The organism is Bradyrhizobium sp. WSM471 (assembly GCF_000244915.1).
Classification (GTDB): Bacteria; Pseudomonadota; Alphaproteobacteria; order Rhizobiales; family Xanthobacteraceae; genus Bradyrhizobium.
Window position 1 is genome coordinate 2,079,004 of record NZ_CM001442.1, and the last position, 22,953, is coordinate 2,101,956.

Annotated in this window: 16 protein-coding genes, 1 tRNA gene and 1 pseudogene; 7 read left to right on the top strand and 11 right to left on the bottom strand. The window is 62.7% G+C overall.

The window, feature by feature from the left end; translation table 11 throughout:
- Positions 1-101: 101 nt before the first annotated feature.
- Together BRA471DRAFT_RS09155 and BRA471DRAFT_RS09160 are read left to right on the top strand one after the other, a co-directional pair.
- Positions 102-1,376 carry a hypothetical protein gene (locus BRA471DRAFT_RS09155; protein ID WP_157234037.1) on the top strand — a complete coding sequence of 425 codons (1,275 nt, stop codon included), beginning with the start codon at positions 102-104 and terminating at the stop codon, positions 1,374-1,376.
- 382 nt (positions 1,377-1,758) lie between these two features.
- Entirely contained in the window at positions 1,759-5,772 is a 4,014-nt protein-coding gene (locus BRA471DRAFT_RS09160) for a hypothetical protein (RefSeq protein WP_007606482.1), read from the top strand.
- 174 nt (positions 5,773-5,946) lie between these two features.
- Here the strand turns inward: BRA471DRAFT_RS09160 and BRA471DRAFT_RS09165 are convergent, their stop codons facing one another.
- From BRA471DRAFT_RS09165 to BRA471DRAFT_RS09175, 3 genes are read right to left on the bottom strand one after another with little or no spacing between them, the layout of a single operon-like run.
- Positions 5,947-6,312, bottom strand: coding sequence for a glyoxalase superfamily protein (locus BRA471DRAFT_RS09165; RefSeq protein ID WP_007606484.1), 366 nt, complete (start codon positions 6,310-6,312; stop codon positions 5,947-5,949).
- Positions 6,313-6,324: 12 nt separating this feature from the next.
- Complete coding sequence (locus BRA471DRAFT_RS09170; protein ID WP_035973752.1) at positions 6,325-6,789, bottom strand: hypothetical protein; 465 nt, start codon at positions 6,787-6,789, stop codon at positions 6,325-6,327.
- Positions 6,786-7,979: a hypothetical protein gene (locus BRA471DRAFT_RS09175; RefSeq protein WP_007606486.1), complete on the bottom strand. Its 1,194-nt coding sequence runs from the start codon at positions 7,977-7,979 to the stop codon at positions 6,786-6,788. Before BRA471DRAFT_RS09175 ends, BRA471DRAFT_RS09170 begins: the two co-directional genes overlap by 4 nt.
- Before the next feature lie 108 nt (positions 7,980-8,087).
- On the opposite strand from BRA471DRAFT_RS09175, the pseudogene istA reads away from it, so the two are divergent.
- The 3 genes and pseudogenes from istA to BRA471DRAFT_RS09190 form a co-directional block, all read left to right on the top strand.
- A pseudogene (gene istA, locus BRA471DRAFT_RS09180) lies at positions 8,088-9,578 on the top strand (IS21 family transposase); the annotation flags it as partial.
- 8 nt (positions 9,579-9,586) lie between these two features.
- Positions 9,587-10,450, top strand: coding sequence for an IS21-like element helper ATPase IstB (gene istB / locus BRA471DRAFT_RS09185; RefSeq protein ID WP_007604773.1), 864 nt, complete (start codon positions 9,587-9,589; stop codon positions 10,448-10,450).
- A 3-nt stretch (positions 10,451-10,453) separates the two neighbouring features.
- Positions 10,454-14,737, top strand: a complete 4,284-nt coding sequence (locus BRA471DRAFT_RS09190; protein ID WP_050992585.1) for a helicase-related protein — start codon at positions 10,454-10,456, stop codon at positions 14,735-14,737.
- Here the strand turns inward: BRA471DRAFT_RS09190 and BRA471DRAFT_RS36630 are convergent.
- The 6 genes from BRA471DRAFT_RS36630 to BRA471DRAFT_RS09220 all read right to left on the bottom strand — a co-directional run bounded on the left by BRA471DRAFT_RS36630 (position 14,728) and on the right by BRA471DRAFT_RS09220 (position 18,372).
- Entirely contained in the window at positions 14,728-15,165 is a 438-nt protein-coding gene (locus BRA471DRAFT_RS36630) for a very short patch repair endonuclease (RefSeq protein ID WP_007606488.1), read from the bottom strand. The genes BRA471DRAFT_RS09190 and BRA471DRAFT_RS36630 overlap by 10 nt on opposite strands.
- A 32-nt stretch (positions 15,166-15,197) precedes the next feature.
- Positions 15,198-15,446 (bottom strand): hypothetical protein, encoded by a 249-nt coding sequence (locus BRA471DRAFT_RS09195; RefSeq protein WP_007606489.1) that lies wholly within the window; start codon positions 15,444-15,446, stop codon positions 15,198-15,200.
- 4 nt (positions 15,447-15,450) lie between these two features.
- Positions 15,451-16,161, bottom strand: coding sequence for a hypothetical protein (locus BRA471DRAFT_RS09200; protein ID WP_007606490.1), 711 nt, complete (start codon positions 16,159-16,161; stop codon positions 15,451-15,453).
- A gap of 36 nt (positions 16,162-16,197) precedes the next feature.
- Complete coding sequence (locus BRA471DRAFT_RS38780) at positions 16,198-16,713, bottom strand: hypothetical protein (protein WP_007606491.1); 516 nt, start codon at positions 16,711-16,713, stop codon at positions 16,198-16,200.
- A gap of 229 nt (positions 16,714-16,942) precedes the next feature.
- Positions 16,943-17,018, bottom strand: a tRNA-Ile gene (locus tag BRA471DRAFT_RS09210).
- A 379-nt stretch (positions 17,019-17,397) separates the two neighbouring features.
- The gene (locus tag BRA471DRAFT_RS09220) at positions 17,398-18,372 is read right to left on the bottom strand and encodes a tripartite tricarboxylate transporter substrate binding protein (protein WP_007606492.1); all 975 of its coding nucleotides are present in this window, start codon (positions 18,370-18,372) and stop codon (positions 17,398-17,400) included.
- 107 nt (positions 18,373-18,479) lie between these two features.
- Between BRA471DRAFT_RS09220 and BRA471DRAFT_RS09225 the strand changes: the two genes are divergently transcribed.
- A complete protein-coding gene (locus BRA471DRAFT_RS09225; protein WP_007606494.1) occupies positions 18,480-19,457 on the top strand; it encodes a TAXI family TRAP transporter solute-binding subunit in 978 nt (325 codons plus the stop codon).
- Positions 19,458-19,565: 108 nt separating this feature from the next.
- On the opposite strand, the gene BRA471DRAFT_RS09230 is transcribed toward BRA471DRAFT_RS09225, so the two are convergent.
- Both BRA471DRAFT_RS09230 and BRA471DRAFT_RS09235 read right to left on the bottom strand, forming a co-directional pair.
- Positions 19,566-20,810, bottom strand: a complete 1,245-nt coding sequence (locus tag BRA471DRAFT_RS09230) for an ABC transporter substrate-binding protein (protein ID WP_007606496.1) — start codon at positions 20,808-20,810, stop codon at positions 19,566-19,568.
- Positions 20,811-20,909: 99 nt separating this feature from the next.
- The gene (locus BRA471DRAFT_RS09235) at positions 20,910-21,803 is read right to left on the bottom strand and encodes a helix-turn-helix transcriptional regulator (RefSeq protein WP_007606498.1); all 894 of its coding nucleotides are present in this window, start codon (positions 21,801-21,803) and stop codon (positions 20,910-20,912) included.
- Positions 21,804-22,104: 301 nt separating this feature from the next.
- Between BRA471DRAFT_RS09235 and BRA471DRAFT_RS09240 the strand changes: the two genes are divergently transcribed.
- Positions 22,105-22,938, top strand: coding sequence for a substrate-binding domain-containing protein (locus tag BRA471DRAFT_RS09240; RefSeq protein WP_007606500.1), 834 nt, complete (start codon positions 22,105-22,107; stop codon positions 22,936-22,938).
- The last annotated feature ends 15 nt before the right edge of the window (positions 22,939-22,953 follow it).

Here is a 22,953-nt window from a genome sequence, read left to right on the forward strand (position 1 = left end):
GCGCGAAAATGCGGCAACCTTCACTTATGCTTGCTCACACTCCGATCTGGACGGGGCCAGGGTCCACCGAACTGGCCGATGCATTCGAACGACATCTTCCGTTGTCGCGGCAGGACCGTGCTTACTTCCTTGGCGTAGTTGACAGTGAATGGCTAAACGTTCTGTGGGATCGTGCTCGGCGTGATCGCGATCCCGCGCTGCTCGAACTCACCGATCGCATGCTTCTCCTTCTTGCTGATCCGAAGACCCATGGTGATTTCAAGAAGCAGTTCGAGGAGACGTATGAGAAGGCGCTTCGGCTTGCGTATCCGGTGAGCAGGGCTCTCCTCGACGAGTTTCACCGGCAATCCGGCATCACACAGGATTATACGCTTAGATGCTTCGACCGTGGGCAACTGCGCGCAATCGAGGACGCCGCCGTCGCCGATACGTCGATGAGCATTTTTGCGCAGGAAATGCTAACGAAGCTGATCGCCCAATCTAAGTCGCCGCGCCACGAGGTGTATCGTTCGGTCTTCGACATTTATTCGGAAGCCCTTCTTTGTAGGCTCCTGCGCGAGCGCGGTAGCGGAAGGCTGAGGATCAGCAAGATCCCGGAGACGTCCCGGGCAGGTCCTGATTTCGAGTGCGAATTGGATACCGAAATAAATGGCGAGCCAAAGACGCTGTCGTTCTTCATCGAGGTGAAGTCCCTAGATATCGTCGATGCGCCACAGCGTCTTCCGGAGATGCTGGATGCGGGCATGGACGCGCAGATCGAACTTGATCGTCAAGTCGCTGAAGGCCGTCAGATTGCTGTGGTCGAGGGGGAAATCTCACCTCACCGTCGATACGGAGGAGATGGGGGTTACGATCCCAAGTCCGTCAGATTGGCTATCGAAAATCTTATCCAAAAGGCTGCAGGTAATTTCAAGAACACGCAATTCATGCGGGGCCCGACCTTCGCTTTGGCCAACCTGCTACGCCTCCCGTTGCCGGGGCAGAAGGTGGGGGCGCTCGCCCCGTTTTTCTACGATCCCTGGATGGGTGGAGCATGTGTGAGCGGCGCGTTATGGCATTTTGCCTTCGGAGAGCTGGGAGCGCCGATTCACAGGTCTCCCGATTTCGAAGGTGCCGGCACGATCGACGGAAGGCTTCGAAGGGCTGGCGTTTTGATCGATGAGGCTCTTGGGCTGGACACGCCGGGCCTTATTGCGGTCCATTACGATCAAGGAGCATATCGGTTCGACGGCTTCTATGACGAGCGGTGGGAATCTGAGAAGTGGAACTGGAGCAACATCGAGATAGAAGCTGTATTCGAGGCGCTTTGTGGGGACTACAACAATCAAGCCAACGGACGCGCCGATCGTTATTCGCGCGGCGGAGATAGAACTTAGGTTCAAGAGGACTGACGCTCGGCGAGATCCTACTGGGCGTTCAGCACTCGGGGCAGGTGTCGCCGATCCCGTCCAACACTTCCGCGATGGCGCGGGCAGCGATCTCGGTCGAGCCACGCGAGCGATATCGAACGCTTGCTCGCCCGAGTGAAAGTATGTGCTCGGATCGTTGGCTTTTCCGTCAACATTAGCATCGAGGGCGCCCGAACCGAATCCCTTCGTCCCCTTCGTTCGTTCCGTGCGCAGCACGAGACCTGGATTTCTGATCGGCAGGGCATAGCTTTCCACGTGTTCCACCGCGTGCGCGGCGAGAATGCACTCGCGCCCGTAGCCTCGGTTGTCCTCATGGGGTAGAGACCCGGTTTTCAATCAGCGAGCGAAGATGACGAAGGCCTCTGCAATCACCCCAAGGAATCTGCGGGCGGCGCGCGCTTTGTCGGCGCAGTCGATCAGGGACGTCGCGCTCGCCGCCCAGGTTAGCCCGTGGGTGATCTCCGACTTCGAGCGGGGACAGCGGAACTCTCTCGGAGAACACGCCGAGGCCGTCGGTGAGGCAATGGCCAAATTCGGAGTTAGCTTCCAGGCTGATGGCACCATCTCGGTAGCGGCTCCGTCCGCTCCGGCTCTGTCGGTCGGATCGCCCTTCCGATGGATCGAAGCACAAGACCTGGCCGTATGGGCTGGAACGCGCGACGGGCAAGAGGGACTTCCGGAGCTCATCAGCCGACTGATCTTGGCGACGGTGGGACCTAGCGCGCAGTTTCGATTCCCCGCCGGCGACAGCATCGTTTTCCCGGGATGGGACGGTGTCTGCAATGTGGAGATCGGGAAGGACAACGTTCCAAACGGAGTGTCGGTGTGGGAAATCGGAGCGCAGCGGACCGACATCAAAGGCAAGGCCGATGAGGACTACGAAAAGCGCTCAACTGGACCCACGACCATCCAGCGCGCCGACAGCACCTTCGTTTTCGTGACGCCTCATCGCTGGCCCGCGAAGCTCGCTTGGGTTCAAGAAAAGGAAGCCGTTCTTCCTCCGGTCTGGCGCAAGGTCAGCGCCATCGACGGCGACGACCTGGTGCATTGGCTCGATCTCTGCCCGGGAGTTTCGCAGTGGCTCGCGAGCCGGATCGGGAAGCGGAGGCCGGGTACTCGAGATCTCAGGCAGGCCTTCGAAGAATGGTCCCTTGCCACGGACCCGCCGATGAGCGCGGGCCTTCTGCTCGCCGATCGCGATGAAGAGGCCACCCGGCTGCGCCGCTGGCTGGTCGGCTCGCCTTCCGTAGAGAGCGTTCAAGCCGAGTCGGTCGACGAAGCGGTCGCGTTCTTGGGAGCTGTCGTCGAGCCGCTTCCGACGGCCTACCGGATGTTCTGGGAAGGTCGATTTCTCGTCGCGGGATCGACGGAAGCGGCTCGGGCTCTGGCCGACCTCAGCGCCAAGGTCGTTGTGGTCCTTGAAGAAGGCGATTCCGGGCTGGCCGCTTCGCTCGTCAGGAGTGGCCATCACGTGTTTGTTGCGCTGGGTTCGGAGGCGCTGAGGTCCGACAAGATCGTGCAGCTGCCACGGCCATGGCGCCTCACGGTCGAGCGAGAGCTGGGCCTCATGGGCGTCGATCAGTACAAAGCTCAAGGCTTGGCGAAGGAATGCGGACGCAGTCTGGCAGTTTTGCGCCGATTGATGCCCGCGGGCCCCGACAGAATGCCCTCGTGGGCGGCGTCTCCGGTCTCGTCGGCGTTGCTGGCCGCCATGCTCGCTGGCGCGTGGGATGTGGCCCATCCCGTCGACCGCGACGTGCTTGAGCGGCTGAGTGGCCGAACTTATGATGAGTTGGAGGCTGAACTCGCCCCTTGGGCGGGCGTTCTGGATAGCCCGCTTCGTCGAGCGGGCTCTGCCTGGAAGTTGGCGTCGTTGCGGGATAGCTGGTTTCTTTTGGCCGGACACCTGACCGCTCGTCACCTTGATCTTTTGTCGGACGCCTTCTTGGAGGTGCTGTCGGCAGATAATCCGGATTTTGATGCCGATCCGGCCGACAAGTGGAAACTTCAGCTGGGCCCGCCCAAGCTCGCTTCCGGGCTGCTCAGGAACGGGCTGACCGAAGCCATGATCGCACTTGCGGTCTTTCCCGAGCGTGCGGGCGCTGTTCGCGACGCGAAGAGTCGAACCGAAGCGGCTGTTCGTGCGCTGCTGCAGGGCGCGGATGAGCGCAAGTGGTGGTCTCTATCGCATGACTTCCGCGGACTTGCCGAGGCTTCACCTGAAGCGTTCCTCGATTGTCTTGAGCGAGCGCTGGACGCCGATCCTTCTCCGATCGCCTCCCTGTTCAGGAGCGATGAAGGATTTCTCTACGACAGGACGGAGTATCTCGCCGATCTCATGTGGGCGCTCGAGATTCTGGCGTGGAGCCCCGATTATCTGGGACGGGTAGCCTTCGCGCTTTCCCGATTGGCCGAGATGGACCCTGGCGGCAGTTGGGGAAACCGTCCAGACGCCACTCTCAAGCGCGTCCTTTTGCCGTGGCGCCCGCAGACGTTCGCCAGTGCGGCTGAACGGCTCGAGGTGCTGGACGCCATAGTTGCACGACATCCTGGGGTCGGATGGGACTTGCTTATCGCTCTCGCGCCGGCTGACTTTGCGTCGGAACAGGGTGCGGCATTTCCTCGATGGCGAGACTTCTCGGCGGGCGACCAGGCGCAGACTTTGACTCGTGACGCGGTCCTTCGGAACTACGCCGATATCGGTCAACGCCTTCTCGCTGCGGCTGGAAACACGCCGGAGCGCTGGGTCGAATTGCTGGATCGCTGGCACGGCTTCGACGAGGAATGGCGCGCCAACGCGGAGGCTATGCTGGTTGGCGTAACCGTGGGGTTCAGTCCGGATGAGCGGATTGAGCTTCATGAAGCGTTGCGGCGGATGATCGGCCGGCACGAGCAGGCGGTTCAGGCGCCTTGGTCGCTCAAATCGGACGCGCTCCGTCCATTGAAGGCATTGCTCGCGCAATTGGAGCCGACCGATCCGGTCGTGAGGCATGCTTACCTGTTCGGTGGCGCCACATTCACTTTTCGCGGCGACAGGTCCTGGCGTGACGTGGAAGAGGAGATCAATTCGAAGCGTTCCGTTGCCGCCGAACAGATTCTGGCGACGGCTTCGGCGGAAGCCGTGATTGCGATGGCAGGTCAGGTTCGGCAGCCCCGGATTCTCGGGGAGGCGCTCGCTTCCGCCGTTGCGTCCGATCCGATCAAGGACAGCCTGCTGGAAGCCGCGCTGCCGGTGTCGAAACTGCGGGAGTTCGTCCGAGGCTTTTTGTTTGGCCTCGTTCGGCTCAGAGGAGAGAAGTGGCTGCTCGGTCGCTTCATGGAAGGTGTGAGCAGATCGGAGGGGCCGGACGTCCTGGCGCGACTGGCGCTTTCGCTCTCGGATGGACAGCAAACCTGGGAAACCGTCGATGCCGCCGGACCTGCGGTTGCCCGGGCGTACTGGCAGCAGATCGAAGACCACTCCATTCCCGAGAGCGCTGATCCGTTGTTCGTGATCGACAAGCTTCTGGCTGTTGACCGCGGCGGCACAGCGCTGGCGTGGATCGGCGGGCATGAAACGCTCACTGTGCCTGCTGCTCTCGTTGTTGCAGTCCTGCGCCATCCATCGACCATCGCTGGGGGGAGTCAAGATGGTGACGGGATGTTCCAGTATTACGTCGTGCAACTGTTCGAACGACTTGACGCTGATCCTGCTGCTACGCCTCAGGAGCTCGCGGGACTGGAATGGATTTACTATTCCCTGCTGGAGCATTCGCAACGTCCAGCGAAGGTGTTCGAGGCGGCCCTGGCGACGGAGCCGCGTCTATTCATGGACCTGATCGCGCGTGCATACGTTCCGGACGGCGAGGTCGCGCCTGCGGAAATTTCTGAGCAGGACAAGACGGTCGCAACACAGGCGTGGCGCGTGCTGTCGAGTTGGGCGACCGTTCCCGGCACAACGGTCAATGGCGACATCGATGTTGGCAGTTTGCAAACCTGGGTGGACGAGGTTCGCAAGATCGCCCAACAGAAGCGCCTTGGACCGATCACGGAAGATAAGATCGGAGCTATCCTGTCGGCGGCTCCCCGGCGGGATGGTTTGCCATGGCCGCCGCCCGCCGTCCGGCAGATTCTTGAGACTTCGAGGAGCGACGCCTTGGAAGACGGCTTTTACTCGGCTCTGCGTAACAGACGCGGCGCGACCATGCGACGGGCGAACGATGGCGGAGAGCAGGAGCGCGATTTGGTGGCGATGTACCGGGCTGACGCAAAGTCGGCGGGCGCCGCCAACGTGAGAACGCGCGCGCTGCTTAATAGGATCGCCGATAGCTACAAGGATCAGGCGGATGACGAGGATCAGGGTGCCGACCGACGAGACTGGTAGCGCCTTTGCTGGTTCGGCAAGTTGTTGCGGTGGGGAAGAAGCCTGCTGTCGTCGGCGGAAACGCGCCTCTGGACGACAAGACACCGGGAACCGAAGTGAGGGGGCCGAAGGGGAGGCGTCCGCCACCTGGCGGACGTCCCTGAAGGACTAGCTTTCGGCTGCTGCGGGAAGGTCTCAGCTTGGGTCGTTGCCGCCGACGTACTCGGTGACGGCCTCCTCGGACTGCCTGGCCCAGGAGCCCGTCGGGTTCGCGCGGTCCAGCAGCTCGCGGGCGACCGCGTCCAGGTCCGCCGCCTGCAGCGCCGCCATCTGGAACGCGTCGCGCGTGGCGAACTCGTCATCGGAGACCTCGTCGTCGAGGAGGATGAGCGGCTCGTCGGGATTGCGCAGGCAAAAGTGGCGCCAGTTCTCGAACCCGCACAGTTTGGCCGCGAGCTCCAGGCAGACCGTGTGCTTGAGCTCGACGCCGAGCCCGCTCAGCACCTTACGCAGTCGCTTTGCCATGCCCCTCATGCACTCTTCGGTCATCGTGACGATCATCGTGTACTCCTCTTACTGGTCGATGTCAGGGAAGGTGCGGGCAGCGAGCGAGTAGGACTCGCGCCAGCGCTCGATCTGGTGGCCAAGGTCCATGAGCGTCGTGAGCGGCTTGTTCTGGAGGTGAGCGCCGAGATCGCGTAGGACCGCATTCGCGAGAGCGCTCGTAGCGGGCGGCGAGCCGTAGACGAGCGGGATGCCATGGCGGTCGGCCCAGGTCAGGAAGGGGAAGAAGGCGTGGTCGTGGATATAGTCGAGCCAGATAGCCTCGGGACGGTCGAACGACCTGACGAGCTGATCCAATCCGTCGGTGACCGCTCCGGAGAGCTCGGATGAAACGGTCGCGCTCAGCGGGCGGCGTGTGTGGACGTCGATCACCAGCGTGACAATCGGACGGCCGTCCAGGTCGAGCATTGCGATATCGATGGCCCAGGCCTGGTTTCTCCGCGTGGCCTGGCGGATGCTGATGAACTTGTTCATGTCGTGGCTCCAGCTTTGCCTTTTTGATTGAGATGACATCTGGACGCAGCCTGCCGGCCGTCGCGCTCGGCGAGCGCGATCCCGAAGCGTTCGAGCGCATTCCAGACCGACGTCTTGCTGGTCTTCGCGCCGCGACTGGTGAGCGCTTCGTGCACCTCGGCCAGCTTGATGGTCGGGCGCCTGGCGAAGAGCTCCCGGAGGAAGTCTTCCTGCGCGTCGAGCTTGGAGCGGTAGCCGTGCTTCCGCTCGGCGACCGCTCCAGTCTTGCGCCAGACCTCCACCCAGAGCTTGGCCTTCCGGTAGGGCAGTCGCATCGCCTCGGCGGTGGCCTTGGGGCCGGCACCGGCCGCGACGGCTGCGAGGAACCTGGTGCGGACGGTCTCGGGCGTTTCGGCGAGCGATGCGTTCTTCGCGGCGGTATCGTCGAGGAGCTTGTCGAGCAGCGGCTCGACGGCAAGGCGCAGGTATCCGAAGTCGCGGTTCGCCTGCAGCGCGATCTCCGGATGGACGCCGTTCGAGCGCAGCCAGGTCGGCACTCGGCGGGCGTGCATCCCGCTGCGGCGCGCGATCTCGGCCACGAACATGTAGACGCCGGCGAGTGCGTGGACCTCGATGCTGGCGTACGGCGTGTAGCCGGGGCCGCGCTGCGCCAGCAGATCCGGCCTGGAGCCGGCGAGCCGGGACAGGAAGGCGACATTGACGTGTAGGATCTCTGCGGCGGTCGACTGCGCGATCCACTCGGGAGGCGTGGAGGCGGAGGGATCTTCGTGCAGATGGCAGGCGACGCCTGCCACGAAGGCATTGATGTCCTCCACCGCGAGACTGACGCGGATGTTGCGACGCTTGGTGCCTTTGTCGAAAACTCCGGCGTCGCCGGCGACGATGGCCGAGACGATCGCCGCCCAGGGCGTTTCGCCAGTGCCGATGGCGCGGGCCGCGACGGCGATCGAGCGGCAATTGTCGCCGGCGGGGCGCGCGGCGGACCAAACCTTCTCCATGAGATCGTCGATCGACGACTTGCTGTAGGCGACGAAGCCGGCGACCAGGCCGCAGACCGGTCCGTCCAGTCGACGGATCAGGCCGCGCTCGGCGAGGCTCGGCAGCACGGTCGGCGGGAGCCCGAGCAGGCCGGCCGCGACGCTCTCGCTGGCGGCGTCCTTCAGCTGCAGCAGCAGCGGCATGACTGTCATTCGGCCTGCAATATTGACCCCCTAAGCCGGGGGATCGGCGTCCAAAATTGACCCCCTACAGGTTGGTCTGTTGCGCTGCCTGCTTCGTAACAAAGCAGGTGGTGGGGGATGCTGATCGTGGAGACGATTGCCCGGATCCGGCGCGAGCACTTCATCAAGGGCAAGACGATCAAGGAGATCGCCCGTGACCTGAAGGTGTCGCGGAACACGGTTCGGAAGGTGCTGAGGTCGGGAGAGACCTCCTTCGAGTACGAACGGCAGGTGCAGCCGCGGCCAAAGCTCGGACAATGGGCAGTCGAACTTGACGGGCTGCTTGCGTCGAACGTGACTAAATCCGCTCGTGAACAGTTGACGCTGATCCGGATCTTCGAAGAGTTGCGCGGCCGCGGCTATGACGGCGGTTACGATGCGGTGCGGCGTTACGCCAGGCGCTGGAGCAAAGAACGCGGGCAACCGACCGCAGCCGCTTATGTTCCGCTGAGCTTTGCCCCAGGCGAAGCCTACCAGTTCGACTGGAGCCACGAGGTGGTCTTGCTGAGCGGCACCACGGTGATGGTGAAGGCCGCCCATGTCCGGCTCTGTCACAGCCGCATGCTGTTCGTGCGAGCCTATCCGCGGGAGACGCAGGAGATGGTGTTCGATGCCCACGACCGGGCGTTCGCCCTGTTCAAAGGCACCTGCACTCGCGGCATCTACGACAACATGAAGACCGCGGTAGAGACGATTTTCGTCGGTAAAGGGCGTCTCTACAATCGCCGCTTCTTGCAGATGTGCAGCCACTATCTGGTCGATCCGGTCGCCTGCACGCCAGCGTCGGGCTGGGAGAAGGGGCAGGTCGAGAACCAGGTTGGGCTGGTCAGGGAACGCTTCTTCACGCCGCGGCTGCGGTTCAAAAACCTCGACGAGTTAAACGCCTGGCTGCTCGACAAATGCATCGCCTACGCCAAGGCTCATCGCCATCCGGAGTTGGTTGATCAGACGATCTGGGACGTGTTCGAAGCCGAACGCCCCAAGCTCGTTCCCTATGCCGGCCGCTTCGACGGCTTCCATGCCGTGACGGCGTCGGTCTCGAGGACCTGCCTGGTGCGCTTCGACAACAACAAGTACTCGGTCGCAGCCAGCGCAGTCGGACGACCGGTCGAGGTTCAAGCCTATGCCGATCGCATCGTGATCCGTCAGGATGGACGCATCGTTGCCGAGCACCCGCGATCCTTTAGTCGCGGCGATACCGTCTACGACCCCTGGCATTATGTGCCGGTGCTCGTCCGCAAACCCGGCGCCTTGCGCAACGGTGCTCCCTTCAAGGACTGGGTGCTGCCGGCCGCGATCGAGCGGATCCGGCGCAAGCTTGCCAGCACCGACGATGGCAATCGGCAGATGGTCGATATCCTCAACGCGGTGCTGACTGACGGTCTCCCCGCGGTGGAAGCGGCCTGTGCCGAAGCGCTCAGTCACAGCGTCCATTCCGCAGATGTCGTTCTCAATATCCTGGCCCGTCAACGTGAACTCGCCCCACCGGCCAACATCATGACGCCGGCCGCACTGACGCTCCGTCATGCACCGATCGCCGATTGTGCCCGCTACGACAACCTCCGGAGGACCATCTGATGGAACGAACCCAAATCTTCGACCTCATGGGCGAACTCAAGCTCTATGGCATGAAGGCGGCCTTCGACGAGATCATGGCGACCGCTGTCAAACGCCAGCACGAACCTCAGCGCATTGTCGGCGACCTGCTCAACGCCGAGATCAATGAGAAGCAAGCCAGGTCGATCAAATACCAGCTCACCATTGCCAAGCTGCCACTTGCCAAGGACATCGCGGACTTCCAGTTCGATGGCACGCCAATCAATCAGACTCTCGTCAATGACCTAGCCGGCGGCGGCTTCATCGCCCAGCAACGCAACGTCGTACTGGTTGGCGGCACCGGCACAGGCAAAACCCACCTGGCCATTGCCATCGCCAGAAGCTGCATCCGATCCGGTGCTCGCGGCCGCTTCTTCAACGTAGTCGACCTCGTCAATCGCCTCGAGACCGAGACCCGCAACGGACGGCAAGGACGGCTCGCCGAGCATCTGACCCGGATGGACTTCATCGTGCTGGACGAACTCGGCTATTTGCCCTTCGCCCAGTCGGGTGGCCAGCTTCTGTTCCACCTCGTCAGCCGGCTCTATGAGCGCGCCTCCGTCATCGTGACGACAAATCTCGCCTTCGGCGAATGGCCGAGTGTGTTCGGCGACGCCAAGATGACCACCGCGCTGCTCGACCGGTTGACCCATCACTGTGACATCGTCGAGACCGGCAACGACAGCTGGCGGTTCAAAAGCCGAGACGACGATCACGCCACCCGCGCTCGTCTCGCCTCCGCTATCCCGGCCAGCTCCGACGAGACGAGCGCTACCAGCAAACAACGCCGCACAAAGGGGTCAAAATTGGACGCCGATGAGGGGTCAAAGTTGCAAGCCGATTGACACTTGACCGCCGTCTGCGCGAGTGATGGAGGGGTGCGCGCGACTTCCATTGCTGATGTGGCGGCGCGTCTGTTTGGAGACGAGACGAAAACGGACGCCGTCCGTGGGCTGATGTTGGTTCGGGCTCTGCCAGAGAGCAAGAGCGACGAATTCCGGACGAGACTGCCGGAGGGTGTGCCTTCCTTTAGGTTTCACGGCTTCATCAGAAATGTGGAAGGGCTTTTCGGATCGATCCGACCGGTCGAGGGCGGAATCGAGGTCGACGACTTGACGATGGAGCGAGGCGTCTCGCATGGCGACAAGGTCGGGGACGAGGCGAGAGGCCGTCGACTGTTTGAGCTCCTGTATTGCGAAGCTTGCGGGGAGCTTCTCATTGGAGGACAGCGCGGCGACAAGGACTCCCGCGCCGTCGTCGAAATGTTGCCGTCCGCGGCGGATCTCGAGAACATTCCCGAGAAGGGCGTGTCCGAATACTACGACAGGATGCTATTCGATCAGTTCGCGGTCTTCTGGCCGCGGCGGAACGATTGGAAGGGCTCCGAGAAAAAGTTCGATTCCTGGGAGCACGCTTCTCTCGATCCCAACACCGGCGTGGCGACAATCGGCGCCAATGTGCCTCCGGGTCACATTGGCGGTCATCTCTATTTCCAGACCGACGCCGCGGTGACGGTGAGGAAGCGAGTGGCGTTTCCGAAGACTGCCCAGCCGTTCTGCTGTCCGAAGTGCTCGACCGACTACTCGAACCGGCCACGGGAGAGCAGGTCGCGCTCCCCGATCAGGGCCTTCCGGACCGGCGTCGGAAAAGCATCCCAGATGGTCGCGACGGAGATGTTCGAACTCCTTCACGCCATTGGCGCAGATCCAAAGAGCATCGTTTTTAGCGACAGCCGTCAAGACGCCGCAAATCAGTCGCTCGAGATCGAGCGACTGCATCTTCGCGACCTGCGGCGCGAAATCCTCGTCTCCGTCGCTAGAGCTGTCTTGAGAGAGGCGGAAGCCACGTACCTGACCGAAGATCAGAAGATCGCGATGATTCAGGAGAGGGCGAAGACCGACGCGGGCGGCGTCGCCGCTATGATAGAAGCCTGGAATAGGAACTCCGGCGGCGGCGCGGTCAGCGTGCCTACCCGGAAAGTTCGTCTCGATCATCTGCTGCAATTCTCGGTCAACAGCACGAACGTCTCCCGCATCACCTCCGAGCTCGTCCGGCTGGGCATCCATCCCTTCGACGAGTTTGGAAGGAAGCGATTCAACAAGCATCCCTGGTGGCAGGCGTTCAGCGAGATCGCGGGAGAGGTGACGTTCTCGAATGCGTTGACGCCTGTTCTGCGGGGCGAACTGTCGCAAGAGATCATGAAGAGCCAGACGGAGCTCATTGAGGACGTGATCTTTGCGAACAGCTTCTTCGCGATCGAGGAAACTGGCTTGGCATATCCGTCGCTCTCGGCGGCTGAGGGCGCTGCGGCGGACGAGATGGACGCCTGGTTGCGCGTCTTCGCCAGCGGAGGCAGGGTCCAAGAAGGGGAGTATTACGACCCGACTGACACGAAGCAATGGCATTCGGCTCAGGAGGTGCAGGAGTCGAATAAGGTGCGCCGTTTCGCCGACAATATTTTCGGCACGCAATGGCAGATTGGCCTCGATGACGTGCTGAAGCGTCTGACCGCCGAAAACCAGTATGGCGGCACGATTCAGGTTGGGAAGCTCTATCTGAAGATTGCCCGGCCGGACGATCCCTATTGGCGCTGCACAGCATGCGAACGCGTTCATATGCATCGTGGCGTCGGCCGATGCACACGTTGCTATATGCCGCTGCAGGCGGAGCGGACCGGTCCGGTCCAAGATCTGTGGAACTCGAACTTTCTGGGGCGCCGCATCGTCCGCGGGCACGATCAGAACACCCCTCGTTTCAGGTTGAAGTGCGAGGAACTGAGCGGTCAGACTGACGACTTTTCGGATCGGCTGAGGCGGTACAAGGACATTTTCGTCGGCCAAGACAATGTGGTCGGGCAGCACGCGCAGGAAATCGACATGCTGTCCGTGACCACGACCATGGAGGTGGGCATCGATATCGGTTCGCTGCAGACTGTTTATCAGGCGAACATGCCTCCGCAGCGTTTCAACTATCAGCAACGCGTAGGCCGTGCTGGCCGCCGAGGGCAGGCGTTCTCGTTCGTCACCACTTTTTGTCGCGGACGCAGCCACGACGCATTTTACTTCCGTCATCCAGAATCCATCACCGGAGATCCGCCGCCGGCGCCTTTTCTGGCCGTGGATCACAATCCGATCCCGCTGCGCCTTTTGCGAAAGGTTTGGCTGAGAGCCGCGTTCGCACTCGTGCGCGACGAATGCATCTCGCATGGTCTTCCCTACCCCGGGGACGGGCTTACGCCACCGGACGTCCATGGAGAATACGTTCCGACGGACGAATTCTATGACACGGGATCCGCTTGGCCGGACAGGCTCCGCAAGGCGCTGGAAGACACTGATGACGTCCGGCAACGTTTTATCACTACGGCGATCTTGAAGCCTGAGCAGCGTCAGCAACTGCTCGACATGTCCAGGCCGGCGGTTCTCATGAGCGAGGTCATGGCGTTGGCTGCGCAGAAGCCGCGCGTACGCGGTGGATTGGCCCAGTTCCTGGCGGAACAGGGGCTGCTTCCGATGTATGGCATGCCGACGCGCGTCCGGAATCTCTATCTTGGTGCCAGGCGCGAGCCCGGCGTCTTTCCTGAGGAGTACGATTGGAGCGTCATGGATCGCGACTTGGAGATGGCGATCTATGAGTTCGCGCCCGGCGCAGTCCTCGTCAAGGACAAGGCGCGACATCGTGTCATCGGATTCACTGGGCCGCTCTCTGACCCGGAGCGCCGCGGTAAGGAGATCGTCGTGGACCCGCCGAAGTCCGACTGGTTCGGAGAGGCTACCCATGTCGCCTGGTGCGGAGCATGTGGCGCGGCAAGTCACACGGTTGACCGCCCGGGCGCGCCCATTCGTTGCGGAGACTGCGGCGCGGACGTACCCGAGGACGCCTTCAACTACTATGTCTCGCCCAGTGCATTTCGGACCGACTTCCGGCCGACGTCCAAGGACGTTGAAACTCCTGGTCAGATGGCGATCAGGACCGTCGCCACGATTCAGCATGATGGCGTGCCGAAGAGCGTCGGCAGCCTGACTGTGCACGCCGGAGCCGGCACGACGATCATGAACCTCAACAGCGGCGTCGAGGACGAGAACGGCCAAGCCCGGTTCTTCGGGGCCGACGTCGTCACCGACAATGATGTCTTAGGCTGGAAGAACGTGACATTGCCCGAGCAGGCTGTCGACCCGGGCATCGAAAGGATCGCGGGCAACGGAAGATGGACGTTGACGGCGCCTGTCGCGATGAGGTTCGGGCTGCTTGCACGTAAGGAGACGGACGCGCTGTTCCTCGAGACTACTGCCTTCAATCGGCGCCTGAATTTGGATCTCGTAGCGCGCCGGGGTGTGCGGTCCAGGATCGGCGCCAGGTCCGCGGCGATCAGTGCGACGCACCTCCTTGTGCAGAAGGCCGCGCTCGTGCTCGACGTGGCTCCGGACGAGTTCGAGGCGTTGGAGCCTCGGCTGCGAGGCGATAGCCCGATGCTTCAGATCGCCGACACCCTGATCAACGGATCCGGCCTCTGCCGGCGTCTTGGAGAAGCCGGGAGCGACGGTCGCCCCGAGATCGCGCGGCTGCTCGATGAGGTCGTAAACGACCGCGGGCGGTGGCCGTTGAGGGACTTCCTTGAGGAAAAGCACGCCTCGCGCTGCACGACCTCCTGCTACGGATGCGTGCAGCAGTATCAGAACCGGCGATACCATCCGCTGCTCGACTGGCGGCTGGCGATTTCCTACCTGCGAGCAATGATCGACCCGCATTACGCATGCGGTCTCGATGGAAACTTCGAAGCTTATCCGGAACTCCGAGGCTGGCTCGAGAAGGCTCATTCGCTGGCACAGGCGGTAGTGTCCATGCGGCCCAGGACGCTGCGGTATGAACGTGTCGGCTCTGGCGGCCGTCTGCCCTGCGTCGAAGAGCGGATCGTCGACGGCCGCGTGGAAAGGCGCTACGCGGTCGTCCACCCCCTGTGGAGGCTCGATCAAACGTCTGTCCGGGAGCTCGGAATCGAACCGAGCGGCAATCCGTTGTGCTTCGTCGACACGTTCGACTTGGAGCGTCGGCCGCTGAACGCACTCAGGTTCGCTGCAACTCGTCCCGAAGACAACGCATTGATGCGCCGTGCCGCTCCCGGGGCTCAGCCATGAGCCCTTGCCAAGGCTACTCGGCGCAGCTTCGATGTCAGGAGAGCGGCCCTTTTCGTTTCGCATTCCCAGATAACGATGACGCGCCAGCCGGCTTTGCGCAACGAGCGGGTGGTTTGGCGGTCGCGCTGAACGTTCCTGTCTAGCTTGCGGACCCAGTAAGCTTTGTTCGATCGCGGCACGCGAGCGCGGCCGCATCCAACATGGCAGTGCCAGAAGCAGCCGTTGACGAAGACCGCGACCCTCCATTTCGGGAAGACAAGATCTGGCTTGCCAGGTAAGTCCTTACGGTGCAGTCGGAAACGAAGACCCATGGCGTGCGCCGCTCGCCTGACCAGCACTTCGGGAGTGGTGTTCTTGGACTTAACTTGGGCCATCGTCCATGAGCGATGAGCAGGATCCTCCTTCCAAGGAATCTTTCGGCTTGGCATCTCGCTTGATGGCTGCGGTCGGCTGCGCTTTCTCACGTTAAGCCGTTGTGCACGTGATCGGCGAGTTGCTCCGAAATAGCCAGCCAATCCCCTTCAGTGTATTTGGAGGCAAAGCTCTGCTCGAAGCCGTCCATGATATAATCGAGGGCGTCGATCATCTGAGCGCCTTGATAGCCGGGAAACCGCTCGTAAGCCCCCGCGAAAAGGCGCTCGCGCTCGTCGGTTTCGTAGATCTTTAGAGCTTCGGTTTCGAAGTCTATTTTGCCGTAGGGTGTGGCCACAGGTCTACTCCAGCATGTCGTCGGTCCAGCCTACCTCACAGGCGAGATACCCCCTCAGCTCTATGAAGATGCGAACCCCATCATCCCAGCAGGGACGGAAACGATATCGGTTCTCCTGAACAATTATCCAGCCATCCTGAAACACTCCTGGCTCGGGCTCGACGAGCCTCGTGAGCATCCGTGAACCAACTTCGGGCCAGAGCCCCACTAGACCGCTTGCCGTCCCCTCAAAGTATGCGCGGTCGTCAGCAGATAGGGTCACAAGCGGACGCGCCCAATAAACATCCGGCTCCTCAAACCTAGGCGTGTTGAGTTCGAACGTCGCGTGCCCGCGCGCCAGCTTTACGAGCACGCGCTTCACTCTATCTTCTTCGACCGACCAGACAATGCCAGCTTCGGTCCCAGCCTTGGCTCGCTTCAATCGCTGCACTAGTGCCGGGCTATTCTTGAGAATATTCGCCACCTTGCGCCGCTCTACGTGTTCCGGGTCCGCATGTCCGGTTGCTGCGCATTCCACTATGCACGTTACGTATTCCTCGTCCTGCCCGAGCGAGTTGTTGCAGGAGCGGCAGGCGGCACAGCCATCAACATTTGCCGGCAATGGCTCATCCAAGAACAGCTTGGATGGCACGTGGTCAAGCGTATCTGCCGGACCGCCGCAGTGAATGCAACCGCCGACCTCGCGCTCATCGCCGGTGAACAGAACCCGTCGCAACTGAACCTCGCTTTATGGCCGGCCTTTGTCTCAGGCTCAAAGTCCAAACATCAAATCAGACATCCCGGGCCGCGCCGGCTCCTCGGAGACAACCTGTTCGGCCCAGTGATCCAGTGATGCATCGGCCTCACGGAAAAGGGCAGCGCGGGCGGGATCGTGAAGCATGACCTGCTTCAGCGCCTGGCCAGCTATCGAGTCCTTGAATTCGACCTGGCGATGGACGCTACCCCTTTTATGGAGGCCGAATTCGTGCGTCAGAAGCCGCACGTCATCCCGGTGCAGATGCCCGAGAAACATTCGGGGCTCGCGCGCGGAGTCGTGGCAGACAGCCCAGCCCGATGGTCCTGAAACCATTCCGCGGCGCTGCCAGCCATCTTCGGCATAGCAAAGGCAGGGCAGCGCGAATGCCTCTCCGATGAGGTCCACGCTGGACTCGCGACCGCTCGAGTTCTGCATGTGCAGCACGACGCGTCCGGTCTCCACCATGGCCCGAAACGTGACGCCCGAGACTTCCTGCTCATGGAACACGAACTTCGTTGATGGCTGCTTCATGCTTTGCTCACTAGGTGATTGGGCGGGGTTTGGAGGCGTCGGAGAACGCAGCGAAGCTGATCAGACCCCCCTGACTTTTTCGGCGCTCAAAAGTGGGCGAAAAAATCGAGGCGGAATTCGATAGGCGTGTCAGGATGTTGGGAGATCGAGTCGTTTTCAAAACGAAATCGAGTCGTTCTTAAAGCGCAAATCGAGTCGTTTTCAAAGTGTCCGCATAGCGAGCGAAGGCTGGTGGGCCCGGCAGGACTCGAACCTGCAACCAGACCGTTATGAGCGGCCGGCTCTAACCATTGAGCTACAGGCCCCGCCGCGAGACGGGCCGCGAGAGGCGCGGCCGGCAACGGTGCGCGGTTCGTTTACAGGGACGGAGGCGGGGGTGCAATGCTGGCTCCGGCGGTTGGAAACGTCGGGGCGGCGAGGTCTAAGATTTTTGAATAACCGAAATCGGCGATGATGCCCTTATAGTCCTGTTTTGCCCGACGGCGCAAGCCCACCTCGCCGAGCTTTCGCCCGCCGCCCCTGGCAATCGCGCCAGGGGCTCGTTTTTTCGATTCCGTAACCTCTTGTAATCCCTCAATGTTTCTACTGTGCATGGGGTTGTTTTCGCACATTTGTTGGGAGGGGTCTTCCGGTCCCCTCCGATGTCGCGTCGGCGCGCTGCGGGCGCGGGGCAGTTCCACAGGCCTAGTCCACCGACACGCCGGCGAACTCCACCACCTTGCGCCACTTCTCGGTCTCGTCGGTGACCAGCTTGCCGAACTCGGCCGGCGTCATCGGCTTGGGGATGCCGCCGGTCTCGGTGAGGCGCGCGACCAGCTTCGGGTCCTTCAGCGCCTCGTTGACGGCCTTGTTGAGGATCTCGATCACGTCCTGCGGCGTGCCCTTCGGCGCGGAGATGCCGTAGAAGCCGACCGATTCGAAGCCCGGCAAGGTCTCGGCGATCGCCGGCACGTCAGGCACGCTCGGCCAGCGCTGCGGCGAGGTGACGCCGAGCGCGCGGACGTTGCCGCCCTTGGCCTGCTCCATCGCGGAGGGGAGGTTGTCGAAGATCAGCTGCACCTTGTTGGAGATGATGTCGGGGAAGGCGATCGCAGATCCCCGATAGGGCACGTGCACCATGTCGCACTTGGTCATCACCTTGAACAGCTCCGCCGACATGTGCACCGAGGTGCCGTTGCCGGACGAGGCAAAGGAGATCTTTCCGGGATTGGCCTTGCAGTAGTCGATGAACTCCTGAACCGTCTTCGCCGGGAACGCGTTGGAGACGACCAGCATGTTGGTGAGCTGCATGATGCTGGCGACCGGCACGGTGTCGCGCAGGAAGTCGAACGGCAGCTTCTTGTAGAGCGAGGTGGAGATCGCGTTGTTGGGCGCGACGAACAGCAGCGTGTAGCCGTCCGGCGGTGAGGTGATCGCGGCCGCGGCCGCGATGTTGCCGCCGGAGCCGGTGCGGTTCTCGACGATGAACTGCTGGCCGAGGCGGTCGGTCAGCCACTGCGCCATGATCCGCGCCACGATGTCGACCGGGCCGCCGGCGGAAAAGCCGATCAGCCAGTGCACGGGACGGTCGGGATAAGCGGCGGAGGCGGGAGGTGCGGCGCCCAAAAGCGTTGAAAGGAAAACCAGCCCGAAAACACTGTTACGCAAAATTCGCAACATGACGCCTCCCATTGTTCTATTGTCGTTGGGCCGCATGCTTTCACAAAATCGGGGCGCTGCCTACATCGCCGCAAGTCGATGTTGACGCGCCCCCGCCGGGACCGACCATGAGATTCGCGACCACCCTTCTTCTCGGCGCGGCGCTGCTGGTCAGCCCCGCCGCCGCTCAAACCGGAGGCAACGCCATTCCGACCACGACACCCGGCCTGACGATCAGCTTGGGCACCGCGACGCCCGGCGGCGGCTTTCCTCTCTATGGCAACGCCTTTGCGCAAGCGATGAACGCGGCCGATCCGCAAGTGATCATCGCCCCGCGCAACACCAAGGGCAGCAACGAGAACATTCCGCTCTTGGAGAAGGGCGAGCTCGATCTCGCTCTGGTGGCGGGCGAGCCGGCCTATGAAGCCTTCGCCGGCATCGGCCGCGCGCCGGTACGGCTGAAAATTCTCACGGCGATCTATTCCAACCCCGGCATGTTCGTGGTGCGCGCGGACAGTCCGTACAAGACCATCCGCGATCTCGTCGGCCAGCCCGTCGCATTCGGCGCCAAGGGCTCGGGCCTGCCGATCCTGGCGCGCTACGTGCTCGATGGTCTCGGGTTGAAGCAGGACGAGGATTTCAAGGCGATCTATCTCGACCGCGCCGGCGACGGCCCCGCGATGGTCGAGGACGGCCGTGTCGCCGCCCTCTGGGGCGCCGGCATCGGCTGGCCCGGCTTCGCGGCGGTCGCCTCGAGCGCCTCAGGCGCGCGCTTCATCGCGCCCAGCGGCGAGGAGATCACGCGCATCCGCGCCAAGCACGCGTTCCTGAAGCCGCTCACCGTGCCGGCCGGCAGCTACCCGAACCAGTCCGAACCGATCGCCTCGCTCGGGTCCTGGAGTTTTGTGCTGACGCGCGAAGATCTGCCCGACGATGTCGCCTATCGTCTTGCGAAGACGCTTCACGTCGTCGAGCCGACATTCTGCAAGCAGCTCGCGCAAGCCTGCGAGACCACGGCCGCAAACACCGTCGCCGCCGCGCCGAAGCCGGAGCTGATCCATCCAGGCGTGATGAAGTATTTTCGCGAGATCGGGGTGGTGAAGTGACGGTCGCAACAAGGGACCGTCATTCCGGGGCGATGCAGAGCATCGAGCCCGGAATCTCGAGATCCCGGGTCTGGTCCTTCGGACCATCCCGGGATGACCGCTACGCGGTCACTTCTTCACCATCGCACAGGCCGGGTCCGGCGGACCGAACGCCTTGTCGCCGGAGATGGTCGTGAGGATCTTGTAATAGTCCCACGGATATTTGCTTTCCTGCGGCGTCTTCACCTGCACCAGCCAGAGGTCGTGCACCATCAGATTGTCTTCGCGCAGTTTGCCGTTGCGGGCGAAGAAATCCTCGATCGGCTTTTCCCGCATCTTGGCTGCGACCTTGAGCGGATCGTCGGTGCCGGCGTCCTTGATGGCGTTGAGATAGTGCATCACGCTCGAATAGACGCCGGCCTGCCACATCGACGGCATCTTGTTCATCTTGGCGAAGTAGCGCTTCGACCATTCGCGGGTCTTGTCGTCCAGGTCCCAATAGAACGACGTCGTCAGCAACAGCCCCTGGGCCGCCTGCAGGCCGAGGCCGTGGATGTCGGTGATCAGCGCCAGCAGTGCCGCCATCTGCTGGCCGCCCTTGAACACGCCGAACTCGGAGCCGGTCTTGATCTCGTTCATGTTGTTCGGCGGACCCGCCGCGATGCCGATGATCTTGGCCTTGGAGGCCTGCGCCTGCAGCACGAACGAAGAGAGGTCGGGCGTTGCCAGCGGCGGCTTCACCGAGCCCAGCACCTTGCCGCCATTGGCGGTCACGATGGCCGAGGCGTCGCGCTCCAGCGAATGACCGAAGGCATAATCGTCGGTGATGAAGAACCAGCTGTCGCCGCCGCGCTTGACCACCGCGTCCGCGGTGCCGACCGCGAGCGCGCGGGTGTCGAACACCCACTGGATCGCATAGGGCGAGCAGAACTTGCCGTGGAAATCGGCGGTGCCGGTCGAGTGGGTGATGAACAGCCGCTTCTTCTCGTTGGCCATGTTCTGAACCGCGAGCCCGACCGCGGAGACCGGCACGTCGACGATCAGATCGACCTGGTCGACGTCGTACCAGCGCCGTGCAATCGCGCCGCCGATATCGGCCTTGAGCTGGTGGTCGCCGACGACGATGCTGATCGGCTTGCCGAGCACGGTGCCGCCGAAATCGTCGATCGCCATCTGCGCCGCCGTCACCGAGCCCTGGCCGGTCGGCGCCGAGGCCGGACCGTTCATGTCGGTAAGCACACCGATCTTGACGACGTCGTCGGACACCTGCGCCACTGCGGCGCCCGGCAGCAGCGTCGTCGCCAGGAACGTCGTCGCCAGGAACGTCGCTGCAATGCCGGCAGCCACCGGCAGTCCAAATTTCGTTGGCTTCATGCTTGTCCTCCCCTGATCCGGCGCGTTGGCCGGTGTACCCCCGGGTATGGCCCGGCTGAATTGGTTTCTTTTGCAACTATTTGGGGGCGGGCGTCAACGTCAGCCGGCGAAGCGGATTTGTCCGGCGGGGGAGGGATCGTAGCCGGTCAGCTCCTCGGCGCGCTGGAGCAACCGCTTTTCGCTGAGGAACCGGATCAGGCCCTGCATGGCGGGGCGGAAATAGCTGCGCTGCCGCATCGCGAGGTCAAAATTCTCCCAGACCAGCGGCACGAAATCGAGGCCGGCCGAGCGCGCCGCCGCACGCGTCGCGATTCCGCAATCGGCTTGTCCCGCGCGGACGATCTCGGCGAGATCCGGCCCGGTCAGGACCGGCGTCTCGATCCGGCGCAAATCGCGCGTCGAGGCGCCGGCGCGCTTCAGCAACACATCCAGCAGCATTTGCGCGCCCGTGCCCTGTTGCCGCATCGCCATTTTGGCCCCGAGCGCGAGCACGTCGGAGAGGCCGCGCAGCCGCTTGGGATTGGCCGGCGGCAGCACGAGACCCTGCTCGCGGCGCACGAACGCGACCAGCAATGCATCATGCAGGTCCGGAGCGTCTCGCAGAACCGTCGCATTGGCGTCCGCGGCAAGATTGCCATCGGCATCGAGGCTGTGGAAGTGCACCGCCACGGCCATCACCTCGTCGCGCTGCAAGCGCTCGAGCCCGCGCGCGCTGCCCTCGCTCATCGATCCCAGCCCCGAGCCGGATTCGCGCAGACTCCAATCCAGAAGCTCGTCCTGGCTGCCGCCGACGACCGGCGGCGGCTCAGCAATCAGCATGCCGGCCGGACGCGCCAGTCCGGACAGCACCCAGAGGTCGAGCTCGTGCCGCGGGAAGAGCCACTTTCCGGTCACCTTGGTGCAGGGGATCGCACCGGTGGTGACGAGTTCGTATAGCTTGCGTTCGCCGAGCCGAAGATAGTCGGCGGCTTCGCTGGTCGTCAGGAATTCCATCCTGCATTCCTATGCAAATTCTTGCTTCTTTTTGGAGCTCGACGCAGGTGGAATTCTGCATTTCCAGTTTTGTCCGCTACGACCATGCCTGATCATCTCGCTGCTTTGCAACACATCCCCACGCGCGATCTCTGCTTTGGTGAACGATCCTGAATCGCTCGCGTGGCGCGGACCTCGCGGCTGTCGCGCGCGCCGCATTGCCGGAATTTCCCGACACGGCGGGCACAATGAGCAGACGCGTCACGAGTGCGGCGCAATCGATCATCATCATGATCGCGTCATAGCCTGTGGGAACCCGATCATGGCCGTCCGCCGCCTCTCCGTTGCACTCGCGCTTTTCTGCGGCCTCGCCGCGAGCGTTGCGGCGTCATCCGCGGAGGAACGCGCGATCGTGCTCGCCACGACCACAGCGACGCAGGAGTCCGGCCTGCTCGATTACCTGCTGCCGATCTTCCGTGACAAGACCGGCATCGAGGTGACGGTGATCGCGCGGCGCGCCGACGAGGTCCTCGAGGGGGCACGCAGGGGCGAAGTCGACGTCGTGCTGATGCATGCACGGCCGCAGGAGGAGAAATTCGTGGCCGACGGTTTTGCCGCGAAGCGCTTCGACGTGATGTACAACGATTACGTGCTGATCGGGCCGAAGAGCGATCCCGCCGGCGTCAAGGGCAAGGACATCGCGACCGCGCTGAAGGCGATCGAGGCCAAGGGCGCGCCGTTCGTGACGCGCGGAGACCGCTCGGGCACGCATGCCGCGGAGCTCGCGCTCTGGATCGTCGCCGGCATCGACATCGCGAGCACCAAAGGCGGCTGGTACCGCGAGGCCAAGCAGGGCATGGCTTCCGCCCTCGATGCAGCGCGCACGGCAAAGGCCTATGTGTTGTCCGATCGCGGCAGCTGGATCGCTTTTCGGGAGCGTGGCGATCTCGACATCGTCGTCGAAGGCGACAAGCGTCTGCTCAATCAGTACGGCGTGATGCTGGTGAACCCCGTGAAGTTCCCGAACGTCAAGAAGGAGCTGGGGCAGGACTTCATCGACTGGCTGATCTCGCCCGCCGGGCAGGCGGCGATCGCCGGATACAAGGTCGACGGACAACAGCTGTTCTTCCCCAATGCGGACAAGTCGGGCGGCTGACGGTCGTATTGCCAG

Coding starts and splice junctions, on each gene's coding strand:
- BRA471DRAFT_RS09160 (WP_007606482.1), top strand. CDS start 1,759: ATGACGAAGGCCTCTGCAATCACCCCAAGGAATCTGCGGGCGGCGCGC.
- BRA471DRAFT_RS09165 (WP_007606484.1), bottom strand. CDS start 6,312: ATGATCGTCACGATGACCGAAGAGTGCATGAGGGGCATGGCAAAGCGA.
- BRA471DRAFT_RS09170 (WP_035973752.1), bottom strand. CDS start 6,789: ATGAACAAGTTCATCAGCATCCGCCAGGCCACGCGGAGAAACCAGGCC.
- BRA471DRAFT_RS09175 (WP_007606486.1), bottom strand. CDS start 7,979: ATGACAGTCATGCCGCTGCTGCTGCAGCTGAAGGACGCCGCCAGCGAG.
- istB (WP_007604773.1), top strand. CDS start 9,587: ATGGAACGAACCCAAATCTTCGACCTCATGGGCGAACTCAAGCTCTAT.
- BRA471DRAFT_RS36630 (WP_007606488.1), bottom strand. CDS start 15,165: ATGCCAAGCCGAAAGATTCCTTGGAAGGAGGATCCTGCTCATCGCTCA.
- BRA471DRAFT_RS38780 (WP_007606491.1), bottom strand. CDS start 16,713: ATGAAGCAGCCATCAACGAAGTTCGTGTTCCATGAGCAGGAAGTCTCG.
- BRA471DRAFT_RS09220 (WP_007606492.1), bottom strand. CDS start 18,372: ATGTTGCGAATTTTGCGTAACAGTGTTTTCGGGCTGGTTTTCCTTTCA.
- BRA471DRAFT_RS09225 (WP_007606494.1), top strand. CDS start 18,480: ATGAGATTCGCGACCACCCTTCTTCTCGGCGCGGCGCTGCTGGTCAGC.
- BRA471DRAFT_RS09230 (WP_007606496.1), bottom strand. CDS start 20,810: ATGAAGCCAACGAAATTTGGACTGCCGGTGGCTGCCGGCATTGCAGCG.
- BRA471DRAFT_RS09235 (WP_007606498.1), bottom strand. CDS start 21,803: ATGGAATTCCTGACGACCAGCGAAGCCGCCGACTATCTTCGGCTCGGC.
- BRA471DRAFT_RS09240 (WP_007606500.1), top strand. CDS start 22,105: ATGGCCGTCCGCCGCCTCTCCGTTGCACTCGCGCTTTTCTGCGGCCTC.